The following is a 19682-nucleotide window of genomic DNA, read 5'->3' as shown; positions in this document are numbered from 1 at the left end:
TTTCACATGTTCCGAGTTGAAGACTTCTTCAACTCATGGGCATGCGTGGGCCCGACGGACACGGCGGCTAGACCTCCAGATCGGACTCGATCCGGGCCAGCTGGTGCCGGGCCATGGCCAGGTTCGACCTGCCGCGGTCCAGAACCAGGTAGAGGAACAGACCGCCGCCGGCCCGACCGCGGCGGATCCGGATCAGGTGGTACTGGCTGCCGAGGGTGATGAGCAGGTCCTCGATCTCGTCCTGGATGCCGAGCATCTCCATGGTCCGCAGCTTGGCCCGGATGACATCGGTGTTCCCGGCGGCCGCCACCATCAGGTCCAGGTCCTTGCCACCGCCGAGCGTGCCGAGGGCCATCCCGCTGGCGTAGTCGACCAGCGCCACCCCCAGGGCCCCCTCGATCGAGGTCATCGCTTCCTTGAGCGACACTTCCACATTCGCCATGGCTGTCCTCCGTCGGTGTCTTGTGCCGGGCGCGGCACGGGTGTTCCGTATCGGGACGCTACCGATCGCGCGGCTCCTTACGGCCGGATCCGCGGAATTGGCGCAATCCGGCCCCCGCTCCGCGGCCCACTCCCCGCCGCCCCGTCACCCGGCCTCCGCGGCCGGCTCGCGCAGCCGGGCCGCCGCGGTGCGCCAGGCGTCGGTGACGGCGGCGTGCGCCTGGAGCGTCCGGGCGGCCACGTCACCGGTCAGCTCCAGCGGCGGCCCGACGTGGACGTGCAGCCGCGGCCGCCGCAGCGGCGCGGTGACGACGCCGGCCAGCTGCTTGGCGGCGCCCCCGGAGCTGACGCGGCGGGCCCCGGCCTGGCCCACCGGGACGACGGCCGCCCCGGTGCGCTCGACGAGCCGGGCGAGCCCGCTGCGGAAGGGCAGTGGCGCGGCTTCGGCGGCGTCGCGGCGGGAGGGGATGCCCCCTTCGGCGTACAGCAGCACCGAGCGGCCCGCCGCCAGGGCCGACGCGGCGTGGTCCAGGGCTTCGGCGGCCCGCCGGTCCCCCCGGTGGACCGGGATGTGCCCCTCGCGGACGAGCAGCCGCGCGAGGACCGGGGCCCGCCAGAGCCCGGCGGCGGCCAGGACGACGGGCTCGACGCCGCAGCGGTGCAGGGCGGCGAGGACCACGGCCGGGTCGGCGAGCGAGGTGTGGTTGGCGACGATGACGCTGCCGGCCGGGAACCGGGCGTCGGACGCGGTGGTGACGCGGATCCGCGCCAGGGCGGGAACCACGAGGTGGGCGAGGCGGCTGAGCATGGTGTTCCCGTTCACGAGGCCGGCGACGACCGCCCCAGGGTGCCCGACACCACCCCCGCACCGCCTGAGCCCTCCTACTCACCCCCGCCCGCCGGAGTACCCAGGGAAGCCCCCACTCCCCCGGGCACGCGCTTCCGGCCGCTCAGCCGGGTCGAACTCCCGGTCCACGACGGCCGCGCGGACTTTTGCGGCGCGTCTTCGGCCTGCCCCTCCCGTGCGGGGGCGGGTCAGGAGACGCGCTTGAGGGTCCAGGCGTTGTTGTTGAAGCCCGAGTTCGGGAAGGCCACGCAGGAGCTGGAGTAGTACGAGCTGGTCTGGACCCAGCCGGCCGGGTAGTAGGTGGAGCCGCAGGCCTGGACGACCGTGCCTACGGGCAGGCCCGTGAGCTGCTTGATCTGCTTGATGTTCGGCGAGAAGTTCTGGGTACCGCAGCTCGCGCTGTAGCCCCAGCTGACGTCGACGTAGCCCGCCGGGGTGGCGGTGTTCGCGCAGGTGGTCGTCACGTCGCCGGGGGCCGCCTGGGCCGGCGCGGTGGAGAGGGCGAACATCGCGGCGGCGCCGGCGAGGGCCATGGCGGTGGTGCGCGAACGGGTCATGGTGGGCTCCTGGGAGGCGAAAGCGGCCAACGGGATACGGCAGCCCATTCCTACGCGCCGGCCGCACACCGGGACAGCCGGTTTCCGGCCCGACAGGATCACGCCAGACCTGCGGCGCCGCCCGGGCCGGTCAGGCGGATCCGCCGTCGTCGTCCCGCTGTCCCCGGGCCCGTTTGGCGACGACCGCGGCCGCCGCGGCCGCGCTCCCGGCGAACGCCAGCCAGAGCATCCACCGCTGGTCGAAGGTGTGGCCGGTGGCGTGGTCCAGGGAGTAGCGGCCCGCGCCGGCCAGCCCGATGGCGGCCGCGGTGAATCCGAGGAAGGCCGGGTACTCGAATCCCCCGGCCTGGGCGAAGAACCCCGCCGGGGCGTGGACGGACACGGCGCCAGCCATGGCGCCCGCCGCCGCCGCGCCCGCCGCCGGGGTGGCCAGGCCCAGGACGAGCAGGGCGCCGCCTCCCGTCTCGCCGAGTCCCGCGGCCAGGGCGCTCTGCCGGCCGGGGGTGAAGCCCATGTGCTCCATCGCGGCCGCGGTCTTGTCCAGACCGCCTCCCCCGAACCAGCCGAACAGCTTCTGCGTGCCGTGCGCCATGAGGACGGCTCCGGTTCCGGCGCGGAGCGCCAGCAGTGCGAGGTCTCGCCGGTTGATGCGGCTCATCGGGTCTCCCTGGGGCGATGGGGGCGGGCAGCGGGAACATCCGTATCCCATCCGGGCGCCCGCGCCCCCGCACCCAGGGATACGTCCGCCGAACGGGCGAGCCCCGGTGGCGGATCGAGCCACGCGGTGTCCCGCCCGGCCGGAAACACGTGGTCATGTCACCGGTTCGTGACAGCGGCGTACGGGGACGAACACGCGGGCGGTCCCCGGCCCGTGACTCCCCCATAGTGATCAAGAAAGCGCCGACCGGCCGTACCCGCCTCGGCCTCGAAACCGATCTCCAAGGGGCTCCTCATGTCCGGCAACCGCCGCCACGCCTTCCTCGTCTCCGCAGTCCTCGTCGGCGGCGCCCTGCTGCTGACGGCGTGCCAGGACTCCGACGCGGCCGGGGGCACCGGCGCCGCGCAGGGCTCCTCCGCCGCACCGGCCGGCGCCCCGTCCGGCGCGGCGACGCCCGCCGGCACGCCGGGCGGCGGCAAGGCCGGCGACGCGACGGGCAAGGGGACGGCCGCGGGCGCGACCGGCAGCGGCGCCGACACGGGCGCCGGCGGCCGCAAGCCGGTCGGACAGGCCTGCGGCGCCGACGACATCGCCTGGAGCGCCAAGTCCGAGAGCCAGGGCGGTGGGTACATCCTGATCACGGCGAAGGCGAAGCCCGGGATCACCTGCTACCTCCCGGCCGCGCTGCCGACGGTGGCGTTCGGCTCCGACGGCACGCAGGCCGGCCCCGCCGAGCAGGCCGCCGGCCGGCAGATCCAGCTGAGCGGCGGCACCGCCGCCTACGCCGGGGTGAACCCGAAGACCACCAAGGAAAACGGCGGCAAGGAACTGGACAGCATCATCGTCGCCGTCGGCGACAGCGACCCCAACCCGGCCTCGCTGCCGGTCGGCACCATCACGGTCGACCGGCCGGTCGTCACCAACTGGCACACCGCGGCGAAGGACGCCGTCCCCGTGAAGTGACGGGACCCGCTCAGCCGGCACCGGGCGCCGGGCCGGTCGGGGGGCGCAGGGCCGAGCGCCCCTGGTCCCACGCGGCACGGATGTGCGCGGCGAGCCGCTCCTCCAGCAGGAGGGTCGCCGCGCAGCCGAAGGCGACGTCGGGCTCCAGCTGCGGCTCGTCGGTGAGCAGGCCGCCGATGACCTCGTGGCGTACGACCTGCTCGTGCACGGCGTCGGCCTCCACGTGTTCGGCGTAGAAGTGCTCGGCCGCCGGGCCCGCGCCGCACCGGCGCATGGCCCGGGCCAGACGGCGGGAGCCGGGCGAGGAGGTGACCTCCACGCACGCGAAGTGTCCGACCAGGGCCCCGCGCAGGGCGCGGTGCAGGCCCAGGAGGGACATCAGGTTGACGGTGGCGAGCAGGGGCGCGGGGGCCCGGTCGAGGTAGTGGCCGTACGTGGTGTCGAGGCCCAGGTCGGCCATGAGGTCGGCGAAGAGGCGGGCGTGGACGCGGTCGGGGTGGCCCGCGCCGAACTCGTCGTACTCGATGGCGACCATGGCCGCCTTGGCCCTGCCGTACAGCCGCGGGATCACCCAGGCGTGCGGGTCGGCCTCCTTCAGGTGGTAGAGGGAGCGCAGGGCCGCGTACTCGCGCAGCTGCCAGAGCTCCCCCTCGGTCTCCAGGCGGTGGCTGAGGCTCGCGCCGGGGTCCACGGGCTCGACGAGGAGGGGACCGAAGGCTTCCTCCACCGTGGCCGGGGCGTCGGCCGTCGCGGCCCGCAGGGCGTCGAGGAAACGGTCCTCCAGGGCCCGGCGCAGGCCCAGCAGGGCCGGATCCCATTCGAGGGCGTCGTCCACGCCGGCGAAGCCGCGGTAGTGCAGTTCGTAGAGCAGGTAGAGGGCGAGGTGGAGGTCCTCCCCCCACGGGTCGGTGCCGTCGATCCGGTCGGCCAGGGCGGCCAGGTCGATCCAGTCGGCCCGGTCGTTCCGGTCGGCCCCGTCGCTCCCGGGGACGGCTGCGGCGTCGGCGGCCGCGGGGGGGCCGCCGCGCAGGACGGCCACCACGGCGCGGGACAGCGGGCCCCGGCCCTCGACCAGCGCGGGGCCGGACGCGGCCGGCTGCGCCGTGCCGGTCCGGGCGGGGGTGCGCGCGGGTGCGGTCATCGGTCGCTCCCGTCCTCGGGTCCGCGGCCGTCGGCCGCGCACGGCTCCGCGCTCCGCCCGCACGCGGGGGCGGCCCGTTCGCGGGGCCGGTGGCTGGTGTCGCACCAGGGGTAGGTACGGCTGCGCCGGCAGGTGCACACGGCGACCGTGAACCGGTCCGACCGGACGGTGGTCCCGTCGTCCAGGGTGATCTCGACCGGCCCCTCGACCAGGACCGGGCCGCCGCGCTCGACGCGGACCCGCCGTGGGCGGGGGCCCTGACCGGCCGCCGCGGGCGGGCGGGTGTACTGGGGTTCAGGCGTACTGGGCACGGACCACCACCAGTTCCTCCAGCTCCTCGCCCTCTCCGGCCAGCCCCTCCTGCCGCAGCCACGCCGCGCGGGAGCGCAGCACCGGCCCCCAGGGGATGCGGGCGCGTTCGGTGACACGGGCGGACAGGCCCTGGTCGGCCAGCAGGGCCAGGGTCTTCTGCGCCCCGCACATCCCCGAGTGGACCATCAGGAGGACACCGCCGGGACGCAGCAGTGTGGGGGCGGCCGTACAGATGCGGTCGATGACGGCGCGGCCTTCCGGGCCGGCCTCCCAGGCGCGCCGGGCCCCGCTGGTGGGCAGCCGGGAGTCGGGGCCGGGGACGTAGGGCGGGTTGGCCAGGACCAGGTCGTAGCGGCGGCCGCGGGTCCGGTCGGCGAAGTCGCCGTGCAGGACGCGCAGTCTCAGGCGCTGGCGCCAGCCGTTGAGGCGGGCGGCCAGGACGGCGGGCCACGCCACGTCGACGGCGGTGACGTGGGCGCCGCGGGCCGCCGCGCGCAGGGCGAGCGCCCCGGTACCGGTGCCGATCTCCACGACCCGCGCGCCGGGGCCCAGTGGCTCCCGCGCGAGGGCGTCGGCCAGCAGCAGGGTATCCGCCTGCGGCCGGTAGACGCCCGGCAGGGCGATCAGGCGCGGCATCGGGTCGAGGTAGGTCAGTGCGGTACTGGACACGGCGGGTCTCCTGGTCAGCGGCCGGCCACCACAGGGGCGGGAGCCCCGGGGGTCGGGCGGCGAAGTGGGCCGATCATGGGCCGCGCCTACCCCCGATGGCCCGCTTTGCACCTCGCCGGAGCACTTCCCGCCCGCCGGCCGGTACGCCCGTCGCACGGGGGTGCGGGACGACGACGGCGGCGGCGGTTCAGGGCCGTTCCCGGGTCTCGTCGACCACCGGGAGGGCGGCGGCGCGGCGGCGGCGCAGGACACTGCTGTAGACGCCGAGCCCCAGCAGCCCGCCCGCCATCATGATCAGGCCCACCACGTCGAGGTTGACGCCCTTCATCTGCCAGTCGCTCGCGAAGGTGAGGATGGCCCCCACCACGAACAGGGTGATGCAACCGCCTATGCCGGCCATGGATGTTGCCTCCTCGTCGGGGCGTCGTGGTCCGTGACCGCGCGGTTACCCGGGGCGCCGGGGGTGAAACGGTGGGTGGCGCCGGGCCCCTGCCGGGTGCACCGGACGCCGCCGGCCCGGCGCATGGCGCGCACGGCAGCGGGCAGGGGCGGTCTGGGGGGGCACCTCCAGGAAAGGGGTGGAGCATGACTGGGCCGTCGACGGGTGGGGCCGGGGCACGTGAGACGCGCGAGGCGGTGGCGGTGGCCGCCCGGTGCGGGCTGGTCACACGCGGGGTGCTGTACGTGCTGGTGGGCGTACTGGCCCTGCGGATCGCGTTCGGAAGTCCCGCGAAGGCGGCCGACCGCTCGGGGGCGCTCGCCGAGCTGGCCGGCCACCCGTTCGGGCGGGTACTGGTGTGGGCCGTCGGGGCCGGTCTGGTGGCGATGGCGCTCTGGCGGCTCTCGGAGGCCGTCTTCGGTTCCGCCGGACCGGGCGGGCGGGGGCCGGCGAAACGGGTGGCGGCGGCTGCCCGGGCCTGCTTCTACATGGTGACGGCGTTCTCCACGCTGGCGTTCGCCGCGGGGCAGGGCGGTGGGCAGTCGGGCGACGAGCAGTCCCGGGACGTCACGGCCCGGGTGCTGGGGATCCCGGCCGGGCCGTGGCTCGTGGGGCTGGCGGGGCTGGGGGTCGCGGTCGGAGGGATCGTCATCGTCGTGGGCGCGGCCCGGCTCTCCTTCCGTGACCAGATGGACATGAGCCGCCTCCCCCGGGGTGCCCGGCGGGCCGTGGACGTGCTCGGCGTGGTGGGCGGCGTGGCGCGCGGAGCCGTGTTCACGGCGGCCGGCGCGTTCCTCGTCCACGCCGCCGTCGCGTACGACCCGGGCAAGGCCAAGGGGGTGGACGACACCCTCCGCTCGTTCGCGCAGACCCCGGCGGGCCCCTGGCTGCTGGTCGCCGTCGCGGCGGGGCTGCTGCTGTTCGGGGTGTTCTCCTGGGCGATGGCCGTCCGGCCCCGGCTGTGAGGGCGCGGCGCCGGAAGGCGCGGTGCCGGAGGGGCCGGTGCGCGAGGGCGTCCCGGCCTTTTCCACGGGAATGGGATTTCCGCCCCGCGCCGCGCCGTCCGCGAATGCTCTTTGAGCGGTATGGGGAAACCGGGCCGTGGTGCGCCGTCATGCCATGCGTGTTCTCGCGGCTCCGCGGCCCGCGGTGCGCGACCATTACGGACGCCGATACGGCTGGAACACGCGACAGCGACAGCGACAGGAAAGAAGGACGGACGTGTCCGGTAGCGAGAGCGAGAACCCGGTAATCCCCTCCCCCTCCCCCACGGCGACGCCTCCCCGCACGAACCGGGACTGGTGGCCGGATCAGCTGGACCTCCAGGTCCTCCACCAGAATTCCCCCCTGGCCAGTCCTATGGACGAGGACTTCGATTACGCGGCGGAGTTCGCGACCCTCGACGTCGACGCGCTGAAAAGGGACGTGTTCGAGGTGATGACCACCTCCCAGGAGTGGTGGCCCGCCGACTACGGACACTACGGTCCGCTGTTCATCCGGATGAGCTGGCACGCGGCGGGCACGTACCGGATCGCCGACGGGCGGGGCGGCGGCGGCTCCGGCGCCCAGCGGTTCGCCCCTTTGAACAGCTGGCCGGACAATGCGAGCCTCGACAAGGCCCGGCGGCTCCTGTGGCCGGTCAAGAGGAAGTACGGACGGAAGATCTCCTGGGCGGACCTTCTCGTGTTCACGGGTAACTGCGCCCTGGAATCGATGGGCTTCAAGACGTTCGGATTCGGCTTCGGCCGGGAGGACATCTGGGAGCCCGAGGAGATTTTCTGGGGGCCGGAGGACACCTGGCTCGGAGACGAGCGCTACAGCGGTGAAAGACAGCTCACGGGGCCTTTCGGCGCGGTGCAGATGGGCCTGATCTACGTGAATCCGGAAGGGCCCAACGGAAACCCGGATCCGCTGGCCGCGGCCCGGGACATCCGTGAGACGTTCGGCCGAATGGCGATGAACGACGAGGAAACGGTCGCGCTGATCGTCGGCGGCCACACGTTCGGAAAATGCCACGGCGCGGTCCCCGCCGAATACATCGGTCCGGAGCCCGAGGCGGCGCCGCTGGAGCAGCAGGGCCTCGGCTGGCACAACACCTTCGGTACCGGCAGCGGCGTGAACACCCTCACCAGCGGCCTTGAGGGCGCGTGGACGACCCAGCCGACGCGGTGGGACAACGGCTACCTGGACAACCTGTTCGGATACGACTGGGAGCTGACGTCCAGCCCGGCCGGGGCGCACCAGTGGAAGCCGAAGGACGCGTCCGCGGAGGGCACCGTGCCCGACGCCCACGACCCGGCGAAGCGGCACGCCCCGATGATGCTCACGACCGACCTCGCGCTCAAGCTGGATCCGGTGTACGAGCCGATCTCGCGCCGCTTCCGGGAGAACCCCGACGAGCTGGCCGACGCGTTCGCCCGGGCCTGGTACAAGCTGCTGCACCGTGACATGGGACCGGTCACGCGCTACCTCGGCCCCTGGGTCCCGGAGCCGCAGCTGTGGCAGGACCCGGTCCCGGAGGTCGACCACGACCTGGTCACGGACGAGGAGGTCGCCGGGCTCAAGGAGACGATCCTCGCGTCCGGGCCGTCCGTCTCCGAGCTGGTCGCCGCGGCCTGGGCGTCGGCGGCGAGCTTCCGCGGCACGGACAAGCGCGGCGGAGCCAACGGGGCACGGATCCGGCTCGCTCCGCAGCGGGGCTGGGAGGTGAACGACACCCCGGAGCTGGCGCGGGTGCTGGAGGCCCTGGAGCGGGTCCGGGAGGAGTTCAACGGCTCGCGCTCCGGCCGTACCAGGATCTCGCTCGCCGACCTGATCGTCCTGGGCGGGTGCGCGGCCGTCGAGAAGGCGGCGCGGGACGCCGGGCACGACGTGAAGGTGCCGTTCGCGCCCGGGCGCACGGACGCCTCACAGGAACAGACGGACGTGGAGTCGTTCGCGGTGCTGGAGCCGAGCGCGGACGGGTTCCGCAACTACCTCCGGCCCGGGGAGAAGCCGGCGGCCGAGACCCTGCTGCTGGACCGGGCCTCGATGCTGACGCTGACGGCTCCGGAGATGACGGTGCTGCTGGGCGGCATGCGCGCCCTGGACGCCAACTTCCGGCGGTCCCGGCACGGCGTCCTCACGGACCGGCCCGGGACGCTGACCCCCGACTTCTTCGTCAACCTGCTGGACATGGGGACGGAGTGGAGGGCGTCCGCCGAGGTGGAGGGCGAGTACGAGGGACGGGACCGGTCCACGGGGGAGGTCAGGTGGACCGCCACCGCCGTGGACCTCGTCTTCGGCTCCAACTCCCAGCTGCGGGCACTGGCGGAGGTGTACGCGAGTGAGGACGCGCGGGAGAAGTTCGTACGGGACTTCGTGGCCGCGTGGGACAAGGTCATGACCCTCGACCGGTTCGACCTGGCCTGAGCCGCCGGGGGGCGTGTCAGCGCCCCGGGTCCCGCCTCCAGTCCTGGACGAGGAGTCCGAGCAGCACCTCGTCCAGGAACCGGCCCATCACCCAGGCCGAGTCGCGCAGTACGCCCTCGCGGACGAAGCCGTTGCGCTCGGCGGAGCGCAGCATGGCGGCGTTGTCCGCGAGGGTTTCGATCTGCAGCCGCTGGAAGCCGCGGACGGTGAACCCGTAGTGGCACAGGACCGCCACCACGTCCGTGCCGTAGCCCTGGCCGCGGGCGGCCGGGAACAGCCCGAGTCCGATGTGGGCGTTGCGGTTGTGGTTGTCGATGCCCCACAGCGTGGCGGAGCCGATGAGCGTGCCGCCCTCGAGTTCCACCACGGAGAACGAGACGCTGCGCTCCTGGTTCTCGTCGACGACGAGCCTGGGGTCCTGCGTTCCGGGGGTCATCGGCCGCCACGGCCCGGCCTCGGACCGCGAGGAGTTGACCACGTCGTCGTAGAGCTCGGTCCGCAGGACCGGGATGTCCTCGTCGAAGCGGGCCCTGAGCCCGACCTTGTCGCCCGTCAGCATGTGAGCTTCCTATCGGGCGGGTCCGGCCGGGGGCAAACGATTATGCGTCTGCGGGGGCAGCCCGTCGAGGAAGGTGAGGAAGGTCCGGACGGCGGCGGCGAACCGCTCGGGGTCGGTGGCGTGGACGGTGTGTCCGGTGGGGAGTTCGACGAGCCGTGTGCGCGGGCGGGCGGCCGCCATGGCCCGGGCGTGGCCCGCCGACAGGACGGCGCTGCGGGTGCCGCGGAGCAGCAGGGCCGGGCAGTCGCTGCCGAGCCAGGCCCGCCAGTGGTCACCGTTGAGCCCGCGCTGCGAGGCCGCCATGTCCTGGGGACGGAAGGCGAGGCCCCAGCCGTCCGCGTACTCGCGGACCGCGTCCGTCAGGTGGGGGGCCGAGCCGCCGAGGGCTTCCAGCAGCGCCGCCCGCGTGGGGGCGCGGTGCGGCCAGGTGAGGCAGAACGACAGGTCCCCGTCGACTTCCGCGCCGATGTCCTCGACGATCAGGGCGCGGACCAGCCGGGGGTGGCGGAAGGCAAGGTGGTAGGCGTTGACCCCGCCCAGGGAATGGCCGAGGACGACCGCCGGGCCGGGGCCGCCGAGGTGGCGCAACAGGGCCGCCGCGTCCTCGACGTAGCCCTCGCGGGAGAAGTCCGGCGGCCGGTCGGAACGACCGTGGCCGCGTTGGTCCAGGGCCACCACCCGCCAGTGGGGGGCCAGTCGCCGGGCCAGGGGGGTGAAGGTGCGGGCCTCGGCGAAATGCCCGTGCAGTGCGAGGAGGAGGGGGCCGGGGGCGCCGGAGTCCAGGTAGGACAGGCGCCGCCCCGAGACCCGCAGGGCGGCTCGGACCTGCTCGGACGCGGGGGTCGCGGACATGCGCGCCATCTTCCCATGGGCCTGCCGGGACCACCGAGGGGGCCCCGGCCGGGGTGCGTCTGGTCGGCATGGTGGCGGGCGTGACGGCCGCAGCCGTGGGCTGACGTTGACCTTCAGGTTGGTCGAAACCCCATGATGACGAGGTGTCCCCTACCGAACTGATGCCCATCGGCCTCTTCGCCCGGCGCTGCGGCCTGACCTCCAGCGCGCTGCGCTTCTACGCCGACTCCGGACTGCTGCCGCCCGCCGAGGTCGACCCCGTGTCGGGCTACCGCTTCTACGGCGCCGACCAGCTGGCGCGGGCGACCGCGCTGCGGCGGCTCCGTGAGATCGCCATGCCCCTCGCGGGGGTCGAGGCGGTCCTGGCCGCGTCGGCTGAGGAGGCGTACCGGCTGGTCGACGCGCATGTGGCCAAGGTCGTCGGGGACGCGTCGGCGGCCCTGCGGAAGGCCACGGCCGTCGTGTCCTCGCTGGGCGGCGGGCCGGGGCTGCCGATCGGGGCGCTGAAGGGCCCCGTGCTGGCCGACGCGGTCGAGCAGGTGCTGACCGCCACCGCCCGCGAAACGCGGCTGCCGGTGCTCGGCGGCCTGCGCCTCGAAGCGGGCCCCGGGTCGCTCACCCTGACCGCGACCGACCGGTTCCGGTTGTCCACCCGCACCCTCGTGCCGGCCACGCCGCCGGGGCGGGCCTGGGCCGGCACGCTGAGCGGCGACGATCTGCGGGCGGCGGCCTCCGGCATCCGCCGCAGCGCACTGGTCCGCCTCGAAGCGGCGCCGCACGGGGTCTGGTTCCGGACGGGCGGCCGCGAGGACCACTACGCCCGGCTGCTGTCCGAGGAGTTCCCCGACCACCGGCAGGCGCTCGCCTCGCTGGGAGCGGTCACCGGCCGCGCGACGGTCTCCAAGGAACCGTTCCTGCGCGCCCTGGAGGAGCAGCCGGGCGAGCGCGTCACGCTCCGCGTCGCCGACCGGGCGGTGCACGTCCGCCCGGCGGAGGGCGGGCAGCCCGGCACCGCTCTCCCCGCCACGACAACGGGTACTCCCCTCCTGATCCACTTCGACCTGACCACGCTCCACCCCGCCGTGAGCACGGCGATCGGCCCCGAGCTGATGCTCGACCTGCGGGGCCCCGACCAGCCGGTCACGATCCGCTCCGCCGACCGCGGCGACCTCACCACGCTCGCCATGCCCGTCCGCCACTCCCGCCCCACGACGAAGAGGCCCCGCACCAGATGACCACCAAAGCCACCGCGCCCGACGCGACCATGGAAGCCATCGCCAGGGCCATCACCCAGGCCCGGACCGGCGACCCGGCCCCCGCCCGGCGCACCCTGCTGGACCTCTGGACCCGGCTCGGCACCACGGGTGACCCCCTGCACCGCTGCTCCCTCGCCCACCACCTGGCGGACCTCCACGCGGACCCCGCCGAAGCCCTCGCCTGGGACGTCCGCGCGCTGGACGCGGCCGACGCCGTCACCGGGCAGCGCGCCCGCCAGCACCACCCCGGCCTGCGCATCGCCGGCTTCTACCCCTCCCTGCACCTCAACCTCGCCGACGACTACCGCCGCCTCGGCTCCTTCGAAGCCGCCGCCCGCCATATCGAGGCCGCCCGGACCCGCGCCCCGAGCCTCTCCGACGACCCCTACGGAAACCTGGTCCGCCGCGCGGTCGAAGAGGTCGCCGAAGCCATCGCCCACCGGGACCGCACCCCCCGCACCTCGGCCCCCGGAACGTCCGCCTGACCCCCGCCGAGGCCCCTGACACCGTCCCTAGCGAGCGGTCTCCGCTGCGGCCGGGCCGGGGCGGGTGCGGGGCCGGGGGGCAGGAGGAGGGTCGCGGAGAGGAGGGCGGTGGTCAGGAAGGCGGCTGCCGTGACGAAGGCCGCCGGGGTGGCCGTTGCGGTGACGATGCCCTCCGCGTCGGCCGTGTCGTCGTTCGCGGCCAGGACCAGCGCGCCCGCCAGCGCCAGCCCCACCGCCCCGCCCAGCTGACGGAGCGTCTGGCGCAGGACCGACGCGTCGGCCCGGTCCCGCCGTGGTACCGCGCGCATCAGTTCGGCGCTCAGGGCCGGCACCGGCATGCCCATCCCGATGCCGGCCAGGACCGTCCCCGGGACCTGCCAGGGGTAGCTGCGCGGCGGAAGGGCGAGCGTCCAGCGCACGGCGCCCACGACGGGGCCGAGGGAGAAGAAGACCTGCGCCAGTCCGGCGTAGACGGCCAGGGCCCGGCCGCGCTCGTGTTCCTCTTACACGTTCGTGATCACGGTGGTGGCCACGGGGATCATCAGCCCCGCCCCATGCCCTGGAAGACCCTGCTGCCACGGGCGCCCGCGCCCGCCTGTCATTGAGCCCGGCGCACGCGGCGGGGGTCTCAGCCGGGGAGGGTGGGGACCACCTCGTCGATCTCCGCTCCGCGCTCGTCCGGACGGCCGCGGGGTCGCTCGTCCGTGCGGAGAGACCTCCAGGTCAGGCGGGGTCGCGGACCGCGACCAGGCGGGCCACCGCGTCGACCACGGCCGCGCGGTGGGCGGTGCGGTGGCGGGCCGCGTCCGCGTCGCCGCCCGCCGTGGTGAACCAGGCCTGGGCCAGGCCGAGGACCAGGGTGAGCAGGTCGGCCGGGTCGTGCGCGGGGTCGACGTGGCCCTCGCGCTGGGCCGCGGCCAGTGAGGCGGTCTTGCGGGCGTAGGACTCCGCTTCGAGGGCGGTGGCCTGCGGGCGTTCGAGCCGCTTCCACATCAGCAGCCGCATCAGCCGCGGATCGGCCGTGAGGTGGTCGAAGATCGCGCCCGCGTAACGGGGGAGGTCCTCGGCGTCGAAGGGGACGGATTCCGCGCCCTGCTCCACGGCCTGGAGGAGCACCTGGTCGAACAGCTGCTCCTTGTTGCCGTAGTACACGTAGATCATCCGCTTGTTCGCCCCGGCCGTGTCGGCGATGCGGTCGACCCGGGCGCCGGCGATACCGTACGCGGCGAACTCGTCGAAGGCCGCGGCCAGGATGCGGGCCTTCGTTGCGCTGGAATCACGTGCCATGCGGCCCAGGCTAGCAAGTAACTATCTGGTTATTGACATGACGACCCCACCTGGTGCACCGTGTAGGTAACCAGTTAGTTATTTCTCTTCCCTCCCAGGAGAACACCATGGAACTGCGCGCACTCGGCTCCCAGGGTCTGCAGGTCGGCGTCGAAGGCCTCGGCTGCATGGGCATGAGCGCCTTCTACGGCGCCACCGACGAGGCCGAATCACTGGCCACCATCGGCCGGGCCCTCGACCTGGGCGTCACCCTCCTCGACACCGCCGAGACCTACGGCCCCTTCCGCAACGAGCGGCTGGTCGGCAAGGCCGTGGCCGGCCGCCGCGACCAGGTGGTCATCGCCACCAAGACCGGTATCGAGATCGACGACGACGGCACCGTCCGCGGCCACAACGGCGGCCGCGCCTACATCCACCGCGCCGCCGAGCGTTCGCTGCGCCACCTGGGCACCGACTACATCGACCTGTACTACCTGCACCGCATCGACCCCGGCGTCCCGGTCGAGGAGAGCATCGGCGCCATGGCGGAGCTGGTCACCGCGGGCAAGGTCCGCTACCTCGGCATCAGCGAGGCCGCCGCGGCCACCATCCGGCGCGCGCACGCCGTCCACCCCCTGACGGCCGTGCAGACCGAGTACTCGCTGTTCGAACGGGGCCTGGAGGACAACGGCGTGCAGGCCGCCCTCGACGAGCTCGGCATCGGCCTGGTCGCCTACTCCCCGCTCGGGCGCGGCTTCCTGTCCGGCGCCATCACCAGCCCCGACGACTTCGCCGAGGACGACTTCCGCCGCACCGACCCCCGCTTCCAGGGCGAGAACTTCGCCCGCAACCTGGCCGTCGTCGACGCCGTCCGCCGCCTCGCGGAGGCGAAGTCGGTCACCCCGTCCCAGCTGGCCCTGGCGTGGGTGCTCCGCCAGGGCGCGGTGCCGATCCCGGGTACCAAGCGGCGCGGCTACCTGGAGGAGAACATCGCCGCCACCGGGGTGACGATCACGGACGAGGACATCGCCGCGATCGAGGCCGTGGCCCCGCGCGGGGTCGCCTCCGGCGACCGCTACGCCCCGGAGTACATGCACAACCTGAACGGCTGACGGGCCGCCGGCACCCGTCGCACCGGCCCGACTCCGCCGCCGCCCGGCCCGCCCCTCCACCGTGGGGCGGGGCTGTCGGTGGCGGGTGGCAGCATGTCCGCATGACGCCCGACGCTCTCGACCTCCTGTTCTCCTCCCCCGCCCGCCTGCTCGCCGCCGGCCCCGGGGCCCTGCGGGAACTGCCCGCCGAGGGTGGCGGGGCGGGCCGGGAGGCCTGCGCCCAGGCCGTCGCGGTCCTCGACGGCGCCGAGGTGCCGCCGGCGGAGTTCGCCTCGTGGCTGCACTTCGGCGCGAAGGTCCTGGGGCACGAGGCCTATGCCGACCTGGTCGCCGCGGCCGAGCCGGGCATGCCGTGGCGGACGGTGTGGGCCTGGTGGCGGCCCGTCGGCGCCTACCGGGCCGCGCCCAACCTCAGCGGGGACGCGGACGTCGAGGTCCACGAGGCGGCGGACGGCCGGCTCCTGCTGAAGGTGTGGTCGCAGTGGACCCCCGAGCACTGGCGCGACCCGGCCACGGGCGAGCGGGTCCCCGCCCCCGCCGAGGGCGAGTTCACCGAGCGGCCGTACGACGCGCCCGCCGACGGGCCCGTCCTCTTCGACCCCGACGGCGAGGACCGCGGCCTCCACCAGCCCTGCGCCTGGGAGGAGCCCGTACCGCTGGGCGGCGGGCGCGTCCTGTTCTCCGAGCCGCGCGGGGTGTTGGTCCTGGAGCACAACGCGGCGGCGGCGGACGGACCCGGAGCCGCGGGAGCCGTCGCCTGGGGCGGGGCCGACCCGTGGTTCGCCGGGCCGACCGCCGCCGAGAAGCCCCTGGACGCCGCCCGCATGCGGGAGGCCTTCGGCCCGGACGGGACGGTGGTGCTGACGCCGGACCGGCTCCCGGCCGCGCTGACGCACGCGCCCACCCGGGAGCTGGCGCTGACGGCCGGCCTGCCGGCGTGGTTCGCCGCCGGGGTCGCCTCCTTCCGCCTGGCCTGGACCCGGGAGGAGGCGCAGGGCGCGGAGCCCGACGCGGACGGCCTGCTGCACCTGGGCACCTTCGACCTCGGCTACGCCGACGAGGGCCGGGTCCTCGTCCACCCCGCGACGGGTGCGGTGTCGATGGTGCGGAGCGGCGAGGGGCCCTTCCCGTTCGCCCGGGACACCGAGACGTTCGTCCGGCTGCTGGAGGCCGTCTACCGGTTCATGGGCGCCTGCTGGAACGCGTACCCCGGCGAGAACGGCCGGCGCGACTTCCTGCGCGAGGTGGCCGCCCTGGAACCGCTCGCGGTGGACGGGCGGTCCCCGGCGTCGGACGTGTGGGAGCACCTGTTCGCGGCCGTCACCGAACTCAGCCCCTGGGGCTACTGACGGCCCGTCGGCCACCCCGGCGGGCCGGGGGGGACGACTGCGGGGTATCAGCGCGTGAGGACGGCGGCGGCCTTCCGGTCGTTCTTGTAGGGGGCGAAACCGGCGTTGTCCTTGCAGCCGAGCTGCTCCCAGGTCTTGTCGTTGGTGACCGGGTCCGTGCCGGTCAGGCGGTACTTGCACGCACCCTTGATGTAGTTGCCCCGCACCCCGCCCGGGAAGTCGATCTCCTTGTTCCACAGGTACGGCGACTGGTAGCCGTTCACCCGGGCCGTCGCGTTCACGTCGATGCCGCCGGGCGCGTAGATCTCGTACACCCAGCCGGTCTTCTCCGTGCCGTACGTGGCGAACCGCTTGGCCACCGACGGGTCGCAGCTGGTGCTGAGGTGCGCGCTGAGCTGGCCGCCGCCCTTCACGATGTACTCGGCGAGGGGGATGAGCTGGTCGCCGCGCGGGGTGAAGCCGGTGCGGAAGATCTCGTCGACGGTCTCCCTGGTGTCGCCGCGCCACAGGGTGTTGACGTCGTCGCGCCACTGCCAGCGCTCATCCGCCGCCTTGGAGGCGACCGTCGGGGCGATCCCGGTGTCCGTCGTGGTCCGCCACCAGTCCCAGGCCCGGTAATCGACGACCGGCCCGCAGGGGGCGCTGGAGTCGTCGCCGGCCGCCGGGGCGGCCACCGCGGGCGGCGCCAGGGCGGCGGCGGAGAGGACGAAGGCGGCGGCGAGCGCCCGCAGGGCGGCGTTGAGCATGGCGTGACGACCCATCAGAGGAGGCAACGGGGGAACTTCCCGTTTATAGAGGGGCCGTCAGGGGGCGGGGCCGGACCGCGGGGAACGTCCACCCGTGCGGGTGGATCAGTCGTACCGGGAAAAGGATTCATCGGGCACGGACACCTGCCGACACCGGCCGAAGCGGAGGCCCTCTGGCGCCGCGGCGGACGGCTGGGGCACCATCGCGGTGCCCCACCCGCACGGACACGGCCCCACCTCACACGGTCACCCCAGCAGGAGGCTCACGAAGTGAAGACCCGATCCGTCCTCACCGCCCTCGCCCTCGTCCTCGGCGCCCTCTTCGCCCCCGGCTTCGGGGTGCTGGCCGGCACCTCCCAGGCCCAGGCCGCCACCAAGATCACCCATGCGACGGCGACGTCGATGTTCCGCCAGGCCGGGATCACCTGGTCCTCCTCGGGCAACTGCTCGGACCGCTCCAACCCGAGCTGCACCTCCTTCGAGCAGCTCAACCTCGCCACCGCCCAGGGCGCCCAGACCCTCAAGGCCGCCAGCGGCTGCGCGCTCAACATCACCGGCGGCACCGAGACCGGCCACGCGAGCGGCACGTACTCCCACTGGAACGGCTACAAGCTCGACTACGCCAAGGCCACCTGCCTCACCAACTACGTCAAGGGCACCTTCTCCTACATCGGCCTGCGCGGCGACGGCGCGCCCCAGTGGCAGTCGGGCTCCGGCAACGTCTACGCGGACGAGGGCAACCACTGGGACGTCCTGTACTACAACTGCGGCGGCTGCTGAGGCTCCGTCCCCGCGGGATCCCTCCGCTCCCGACCCCCTCCCGGCTTGACCTTGACACGGTGGCAAGGTCTTCGCTGTCCGTCGAGGAGGTGGTCCCGAGTGATCACGCAGGAGAGGGAAGCGGCCCTGATGCGGGCCCTGGAGGGGCTCGGGCACGGCAGTGCGTCGGTGCGGCTGCGGGCGGCGCTGGAGGTGGGGACGGCCGCGGATCCCCGCTGCGCCGGCGCGCTCGTCGCACGGTGCGCGGTCGAGCCCGAGTTCTTCGTCCGGGACATGCTGACCTGGGCGCTGGTCCGCCAGCCGGCCGCGGTGGTCGTGCCGATGCTCGTGGCGGAGCTGGGCGCGGAGTGCGCCCAGGCGCGCAGCCAGGCCCTGCACACCCTGTCCAAGATCGGGGACCCGCGGGCCTGGCCGGCGATCACCCTGGCCCTGCTGACCGACGCCGACGACACGGTGGCGCGCAGTGCCTGGCGGGCGGCCGTCGTGCTCGTGCCGGAGGGCGGGGCGCGGGAGCTGGCCGCCGTGCTGGCGACGCAGCTGGGGCGGGGCGGGCGCGAGACGCGGCGGAGTCTCAGCCGGGCGTTCGTCGCGCTGGGCGAGGAGGGGATGCCGGCCCTGCGCGCCGCGGCGGCGGAGCCCCTCCCGGCGGTGGCGGAGCACGCGATCGCCACGCGGCGGCTGGTGTGCGACCCCGACGCGGGGTTCGAGTGGGCCGTCGAGGAGGCGAGGCGGATCATGGTCGGAGGGCAGGACGGGACGGGCTGAGGGAGAGGGAGTGGGCGGGCGGTGCTGATCGGTGAGGTGGCACGGCGGTCGGGGGTCAGCGCCCGGATGCTGCGGCACTACGAGTCGCTGGGCCTGCTGCGGCCGTCCGGCCGTTCCGGGGCGGGGTACCGGGAGTACTCCGGCGAGGACGTCCGGCGGATCTTCCACATCGAGAGCCTGCGGTCGCTCGGGCTCGGGCTGCGGGAGGTCGCGCGGGCGCTGGACGATCCGGATTTCACCCCCGCCGGGCTCATCGGCGACCTGGCCCGGCAGCTGCGCGAGCGGATCGCGGCCGAGACCCGGCTGCTGACGCGGCTGGAGCGGATCGGGGCCGCGGAGCCCGCCGGGTGGGACGAGGTGCTGCGGGCCGTCGCGCTCCTGCAGGCCCTGCGGTCGCCCAGCCCCGGGGAGCGCCAGCGGGCCGCCCTGGGCGTGGCCGAGGGGGGCCCGGCGCCGGTGGAGGCCCTGGCGGAGGCCGCGTTGGGCGAGTCGGATCCCCATGTCGCGGGCGCCCTGCGGTGGGCGCTGGCCCGGGCCGGCGGCGCCGCGGTCGGGCCGCTCGCGGAGGGGCTGCGGTCGTCGGCGGCGGAGGTGCGGGGACGCGCCGTACGGGCCCTCGCGGAGCTGCCCGTGCCCGCGGCGACCGCGCTGCTGGAGGGGGCGCTGGAGGACGGGGACGCCGGGGTGCGCCGGGCCGCCGCCCTGGCGCTGGGGGCGCGGGGGGTGGCGCGGGCGGTCCCGGCACTGGCCGACATGGTCGTCGAGGGGGCGAACGACGTGGACGCCGCCGACGCGCTGGAGGCGCTGGCCGGTGATCCGGCACGGGCGGACCGGATCGCCGCCGGGCTCCTCGACCGCCTCGGGCACGGCCCGGAGCGAGCGGCCGCACGGCTGCGGCTGGTGCAGGCACTGGCCGGCATCCCCGGGGAGGCCGCGGCGCGGGGCCTGTCGGACCTGTCCCGGGACGAGGACCCCACCGTCGCGCGCACGGCGGCGTACCTCCTGCAACTGCGCGCCGCGTGAGGGAGGTTGCCCGTGCCCGGGCCGGGATTGCGGGGCCGCGGCCGATGTGCG

At 74.6% G+C, this 19682-nt stretch carries 23 protein-coding genes; 10 read left to right on the top strand and 13 right to left on the bottom strand.

What is annotated here, in order from left to right:
* Positions 1–67 precede the first annotated feature (67 nt).
* The 4 genes from ACFY0O_RS13520 to ACFY0O_RS13505 form a co-directional block, all read right to left on the bottom strand.
* Positions 68–442 (bottom strand): hypothetical protein, encoded by a 375-nt coding sequence (locus tag ACFY0O_RS13520; RefSeq protein WP_358893956.1) that lies wholly within the window; start codon positions 440–442, stop codon positions 68–70.
* A 144-nt stretch (positions 443–586) separates the two neighbouring features.
* On the bottom strand, positions 587–1249 hold the full coding sequence (locus ACFY0O_RS13515) for a lysophospholipid acyltransferase family protein (RefSeq protein WP_388946729.1): 663 nt from the start codon (positions 1247–1249) through the stop codon (positions 587–589).
* 227 nt (positions 1250–1476) lie between these two features.
* A complete protein-coding gene (locus ACFY0O_RS13510) occupies positions 1477–1845 on the bottom strand; it encodes a hypothetical protein (protein WP_388946571.1) in 369 nt (122 codons plus the stop codon).
* A gap of 130 nt (positions 1846–1975) precedes the next feature.
* Positions 1976–2503 carry a DoxX family protein gene (locus ACFY0O_RS13505; protein ID WP_388946568.1) on the bottom strand — a complete coding sequence of 176 codons (528 nt, stop codon included), beginning with the start codon at positions 2501–2503 and terminating at the stop codon, positions 1976–1978.
* 294 nt (positions 2504–2797) lie between these two features.
* Here ACFY0O_RS13505 and ACFY0O_RS13500 point away from each other — a divergent pair, with 294 nt between their 5' ends.
* Entirely contained in the window at positions 2798–3466 is a 669-nt protein-coding gene (locus ACFY0O_RS13500) for a DUF4232 domain-containing protein (protein ID WP_388946565.1), read from the top strand.
* Between the two features lie 10 nt (positions 3467–3476).
* On the opposite strand, the gene ACFY0O_RS13495 is transcribed toward ACFY0O_RS13500, so the two are convergent.
* The 4 genes from ACFY0O_RS13495 to ACFY0O_RS13480 form a co-directional block, all read right to left on the bottom strand.
* Complete coding sequence (locus tag ACFY0O_RS13495) at positions 3477–4607, bottom strand: iron-containing redox enzyme family protein (RefSeq protein ID WP_388946563.1); 1131 nt, start codon at positions 4605–4607, stop codon at positions 3477–3479.
* Positions 4604–4918, bottom strand: a complete 315-nt coding sequence (locus ACFY0O_RS13490) for a CDGSH iron-sulfur domain-containing protein (RefSeq protein ID WP_388946560.1) — start codon at positions 4916–4918, stop codon at positions 4604–4606. The genes ACFY0O_RS13495 and ACFY0O_RS13490 overlap by 4 nt, the downstream gene beginning before the upstream one ends.
* Positions 4902–5555 carry a HemK2/MTQ2 family protein methyltransferase gene (locus tag ACFY0O_RS13485; protein ID WP_388946727.1) on the bottom strand — a complete coding sequence of 218 codons (654 nt, stop codon included), beginning with the start codon at positions 5553–5555 and terminating at the stop codon, positions 4902–4904. The genes ACFY0O_RS13490 and ACFY0O_RS13485 overlap by 17 nt, the downstream gene beginning before the upstream one ends.
* A gap of 220 nt (positions 5556–5775) precedes the next feature.
* A complete protein-coding gene (locus ACFY0O_RS13480; RefSeq protein ID WP_358893949.1) occupies positions 5776–5988 on the bottom strand; it encodes a hypothetical protein in 213 nt (70 codons plus the stop codon).
* A gap of 185 nt (positions 5989–6173) precedes the next feature.
* On the opposite strand from ACFY0O_RS13480, the gene ACFY0O_RS13475 reads away from it, so the two are divergent.
* Positions 6174–6992, top strand: coding sequence for a DUF1206 domain-containing protein (locus ACFY0O_RS13475; RefSeq protein ID WP_388946557.1), 819 nt, complete (start codon positions 6174–6176; stop codon positions 6990–6992).
* A 286-nt stretch (positions 6993–7278) separates the two neighbouring features.
* Positions 7279–9438 carry a catalase/peroxidase HPI gene (gene katG, locus ACFY0O_RS13470; protein WP_388946725.1) on the top strand — a complete coding sequence of 720 codons (2160 nt, stop codon included), beginning with the start codon at positions 7279–7281 and terminating at the stop codon, positions 9436–9438.
* A 16-nt stretch (positions 9439–9454) separates the two neighbouring features.
* Here katG and ACFY0O_RS13465 read toward each other — a convergent pair whose 3' ends face one another.
* Both ACFY0O_RS13465 and ACFY0O_RS13460 read right to left on the bottom strand, forming a co-directional pair.
* Positions 9455–9997 carry a GNAT family N-acetyltransferase gene (locus ACFY0O_RS13465; RefSeq protein ID WP_388946555.1) on the bottom strand — a complete coding sequence of 181 codons (543 nt, stop codon included), beginning with the start codon at positions 9995–9997 and terminating at the stop codon, positions 9455–9457.
* A 9-nt stretch (positions 9998–10006) separates the two neighbouring features.
* Positions 10007–10849, bottom strand: coding sequence for an alpha/beta fold hydrolase (locus ACFY0O_RS13460; protein WP_388946552.1), 843 nt, complete (start codon positions 10847–10849; stop codon positions 10007–10009).
* Between the two features lie 161 nt (positions 10850–11010).
* On the opposite strand from ACFY0O_RS13460, the gene ACFY0O_RS13455 reads away from it, so the two are divergent.
* The gene (locus tag ACFY0O_RS13455) at positions 11011–12084 is read left to right on the top strand and encodes a MerR family transcriptional regulator (protein ID WP_388946723.1); all 1074 of its coding nucleotides are present in this window, start codon (positions 11011–11013) and stop codon (positions 12082–12084) included.
* Complete coding sequence (locus tag ACFY0O_RS13450; RefSeq protein ID WP_388946549.1) at positions 12081–12590, top strand: hypothetical protein; 510 nt, start codon at positions 12081–12083, stop codon at positions 12588–12590. Before ACFY0O_RS13455 ends, ACFY0O_RS13450 begins: the two co-directional genes overlap by 4 nt.
* On the opposite strand, the gene ACFY0O_RS13445 is transcribed toward ACFY0O_RS13450, so the two are convergent.
* Positions 12491–13009: an MFS transporter gene (locus ACFY0O_RS13445; RefSeq protein WP_388946546.1), complete on the bottom strand. Its 519-nt coding sequence runs from the start codon at positions 13007–13009 to the stop codon at positions 12491–12493. The genes ACFY0O_RS13450 and ACFY0O_RS13445 overlap by 100 nt on opposite strands.
* Positions 13010–13313: 304 nt before the next feature.
* Positions 13314–13877 carry a TetR family transcriptional regulator gene (locus tag ACFY0O_RS13440; RefSeq protein ID WP_388946543.1) on the bottom strand — a complete coding sequence of 188 codons (564 nt, stop codon included), beginning with the start codon at positions 13875–13877 and terminating at the stop codon, positions 13314–13316.
* A gap of 107 nt (positions 13878–13984) precedes the next feature.
* Here ACFY0O_RS13440 and ACFY0O_RS13435 point away from each other — a divergent pair, with 107 nt between their 5' ends.
* Both ACFY0O_RS13435 and ACFY0O_RS13430 read left to right on the top strand, forming a co-directional pair.
* Positions 13985–14968, top strand: a complete 984-nt coding sequence (locus tag ACFY0O_RS13435) for an aldo/keto reductase (protein WP_388946540.1) — start codon at positions 13985–13987, stop codon at positions 14966–14968.
* A gap of 101 nt (positions 14969–15069) precedes the next feature.
* The gene (locus ACFY0O_RS13430) at positions 15070–16317 is read left to right on the top strand and encodes an SUKH-4 family immunity protein (protein WP_388946537.1); all 1248 of its coding nucleotides are present in this window, start codon (positions 15070–15072) and stop codon (positions 16315–16317) included.
* 47 nt (positions 16318–16364) lie between these two features.
* Here ACFY0O_RS13430 and ACFY0O_RS13425 read toward each other — a convergent pair whose 3' ends face one another.
* Entirely contained in the window at positions 16365–17078 is a 714-nt protein-coding gene (locus tag ACFY0O_RS13425) for a hypothetical protein (RefSeq protein WP_388946535.1), read from the bottom strand.
* Between the two features lie 255 nt (positions 17079–17333).
* On the opposite strand from ACFY0O_RS13425, the gene ACFY0O_RS13420 reads away from it, so the two are divergent.
* The 3 genes from ACFY0O_RS13420 to ACFY0O_RS13410 all read left to right on the top strand — a co-directional run bounded on the left by ACFY0O_RS13420 (position 17334) and on the right by ACFY0O_RS13410 (position 19631).
* Complete coding sequence (locus tag ACFY0O_RS13420; protein WP_388946532.1) at positions 17334–17843, top strand: hypothetical protein; 510 nt, start codon at positions 17334–17336, stop codon at positions 17841–17843.
* 99 nt (positions 17844–17942) lie between these two features.
* Positions 17943–18608: a HEAT repeat domain-containing protein gene (locus tag ACFY0O_RS13415; RefSeq protein WP_388946529.1), complete on the top strand. Its 666-nt coding sequence runs from the start codon at positions 17943–17945 to the stop codon at positions 18606–18608.
* Between the two features lie 21 nt (positions 18609–18629).
* Entirely contained in the window at positions 18630–19631 is a 1002-nt protein-coding gene (locus ACFY0O_RS13410) for a HEAT repeat domain-containing protein (protein WP_388946526.1), read from the top strand.
* Positions 19632–19682 lie beyond the last annotated feature (51 nt).

Source organism: Streptomyces sp. NPDC001594 (assembly GCF_042893675.1).
In the GTDB taxonomy this organism is placed as follows: Bacteria; Actinomycetota; Actinomycetes; order Streptomycetales; family Streptomycetaceae; genus Streptomyces.
The sequence above is the reverse complement of the archived record's forward strand: the minus strand, read 5'-3'. Positions and strand labels throughout refer to the sequence as shown.

What these genes read in the sequence shown, in the direction of transcription:
- ACFY0O_RS13450 (WP_388946549.1), top strand. Translation starts at nt 12,081, where the DNA reads ATGACCACCAAAGCCACCGCGCCCGACGCGACCATGGAAGCCATCGCC.
- ACFY0O_RS13515 (WP_388946729.1), bottom strand. Translation starts at nt 1,249, where the DNA reads ATGCTCAGCCGCCTCGCCCACCTCGTGGTTCCCGCCCTGGCGCGGATC.
- ACFY0O_RS13505 (WP_388946568.1), bottom strand. Translation starts at nt 2,503, where the DNA reads ATGAGCCGCATCAACCGGCGAGACCTCGCACTGCTGGCGCTCCGCGCC.
- ACFY0O_RS13475 (WP_388946557.1), top strand. Translation starts at nt 6,174, where the DNA reads ATGACTGGGCCGTCGACGGGTGGGGCCGGGGCACGTGAGACGCGCGAG.
- ACFY0O_RS13455 (WP_388946723.1), top strand. Translation starts at nt 11,011, where the DNA reads ATGCCCATCGGCCTCTTCGCCCGGCGCTGCGGCCTGACCTCCAGCGCG.
- ACFY0O_RS13430 (WP_388946537.1), top strand. Translation starts at nt 15,070, where the DNA reads ATGACGCCCGACGCTCTCGACCTCCTGTTCTCCTCCCCCGCCCGCCTG.
- ACFY0O_RS13480 (WP_358893949.1), bottom strand. Translation starts at nt 5,988, where the DNA reads ATGGCCGGCATAGGCGGTTGCATCACCCTGTTCGTGGTGGGGGCCATC.
- ACFY0O_RS13495 (WP_388946563.1), bottom strand. Translation starts at nt 4,607, where the DNA reads ATGACCGCACCCGCGCGCACCCCCGCCCGGACCGGCACGGCGCAGCCG.
- ACFY0O_RS13510 (WP_388946571.1), bottom strand. Translation starts at nt 1,845, where the DNA reads ATGACCCGTTCGCGCACCACCGCCATGGCCCTCGCCGGCGCCGCCGCG.
- ACFY0O_RS13425 (WP_388946535.1), bottom strand. Translation starts at nt 17,078, where the DNA reads ATGGGTCGTCACGCCATGCTCAACGCCGCCCTGCGGGCGCTCGCCGCC.
- ACFY0O_RS13435 (WP_388946540.1), top strand. Translation starts at nt 13,985, where the DNA reads ATGGAACTGCGCGCACTCGGCTCCCAGGGTCTGCAGGTCGGCGTCGAA.
- ACFY0O_RS13440 (WP_388946543.1), bottom strand. Translation starts at nt 13,877, where the DNA reads ATGGCACGTGATTCCAGCGCAACGAAGGCCCGCATCCTGGCCGCGGCC.
- ACFY0O_RS13460 (WP_388946552.1), bottom strand. Translation starts at nt 10,849, where the DNA reads ATGTCCGCGACCCCCGCGTCCGAGCAGGTCCGAGCCGCCCTGCGGGTC.
- ACFY0O_RS13485 (WP_388946727.1), bottom strand. Translation starts at nt 5,555, where the DNA reads ATGCCGCGCCTGATCGCCCTGCCGGGCGTCTACCGGCCGCAGGCGGAT.
- ACFY0O_RS13520 (WP_358893956.1), bottom strand. Translation starts at nt 442, where the DNA reads ATGGCGAATGTGGAAGTGTCGCTCAAGGAAGCGATGACCTCGATCGAG.
- ACFY0O_RS13465 (WP_388946555.1), bottom strand. Translation starts at nt 9,997, where the DNA reads ATGCTGACGGGCGACAAGGTCGGGCTCAGGGCCCGCTTCGACGAGGAC.
- ACFY0O_RS13500 (WP_388946565.1), top strand. Translation starts at nt 2,798, where the DNA reads ATGTCCGGCAACCGCCGCCACGCCTTCCTCGTCTCCGCAGTCCTCGTC.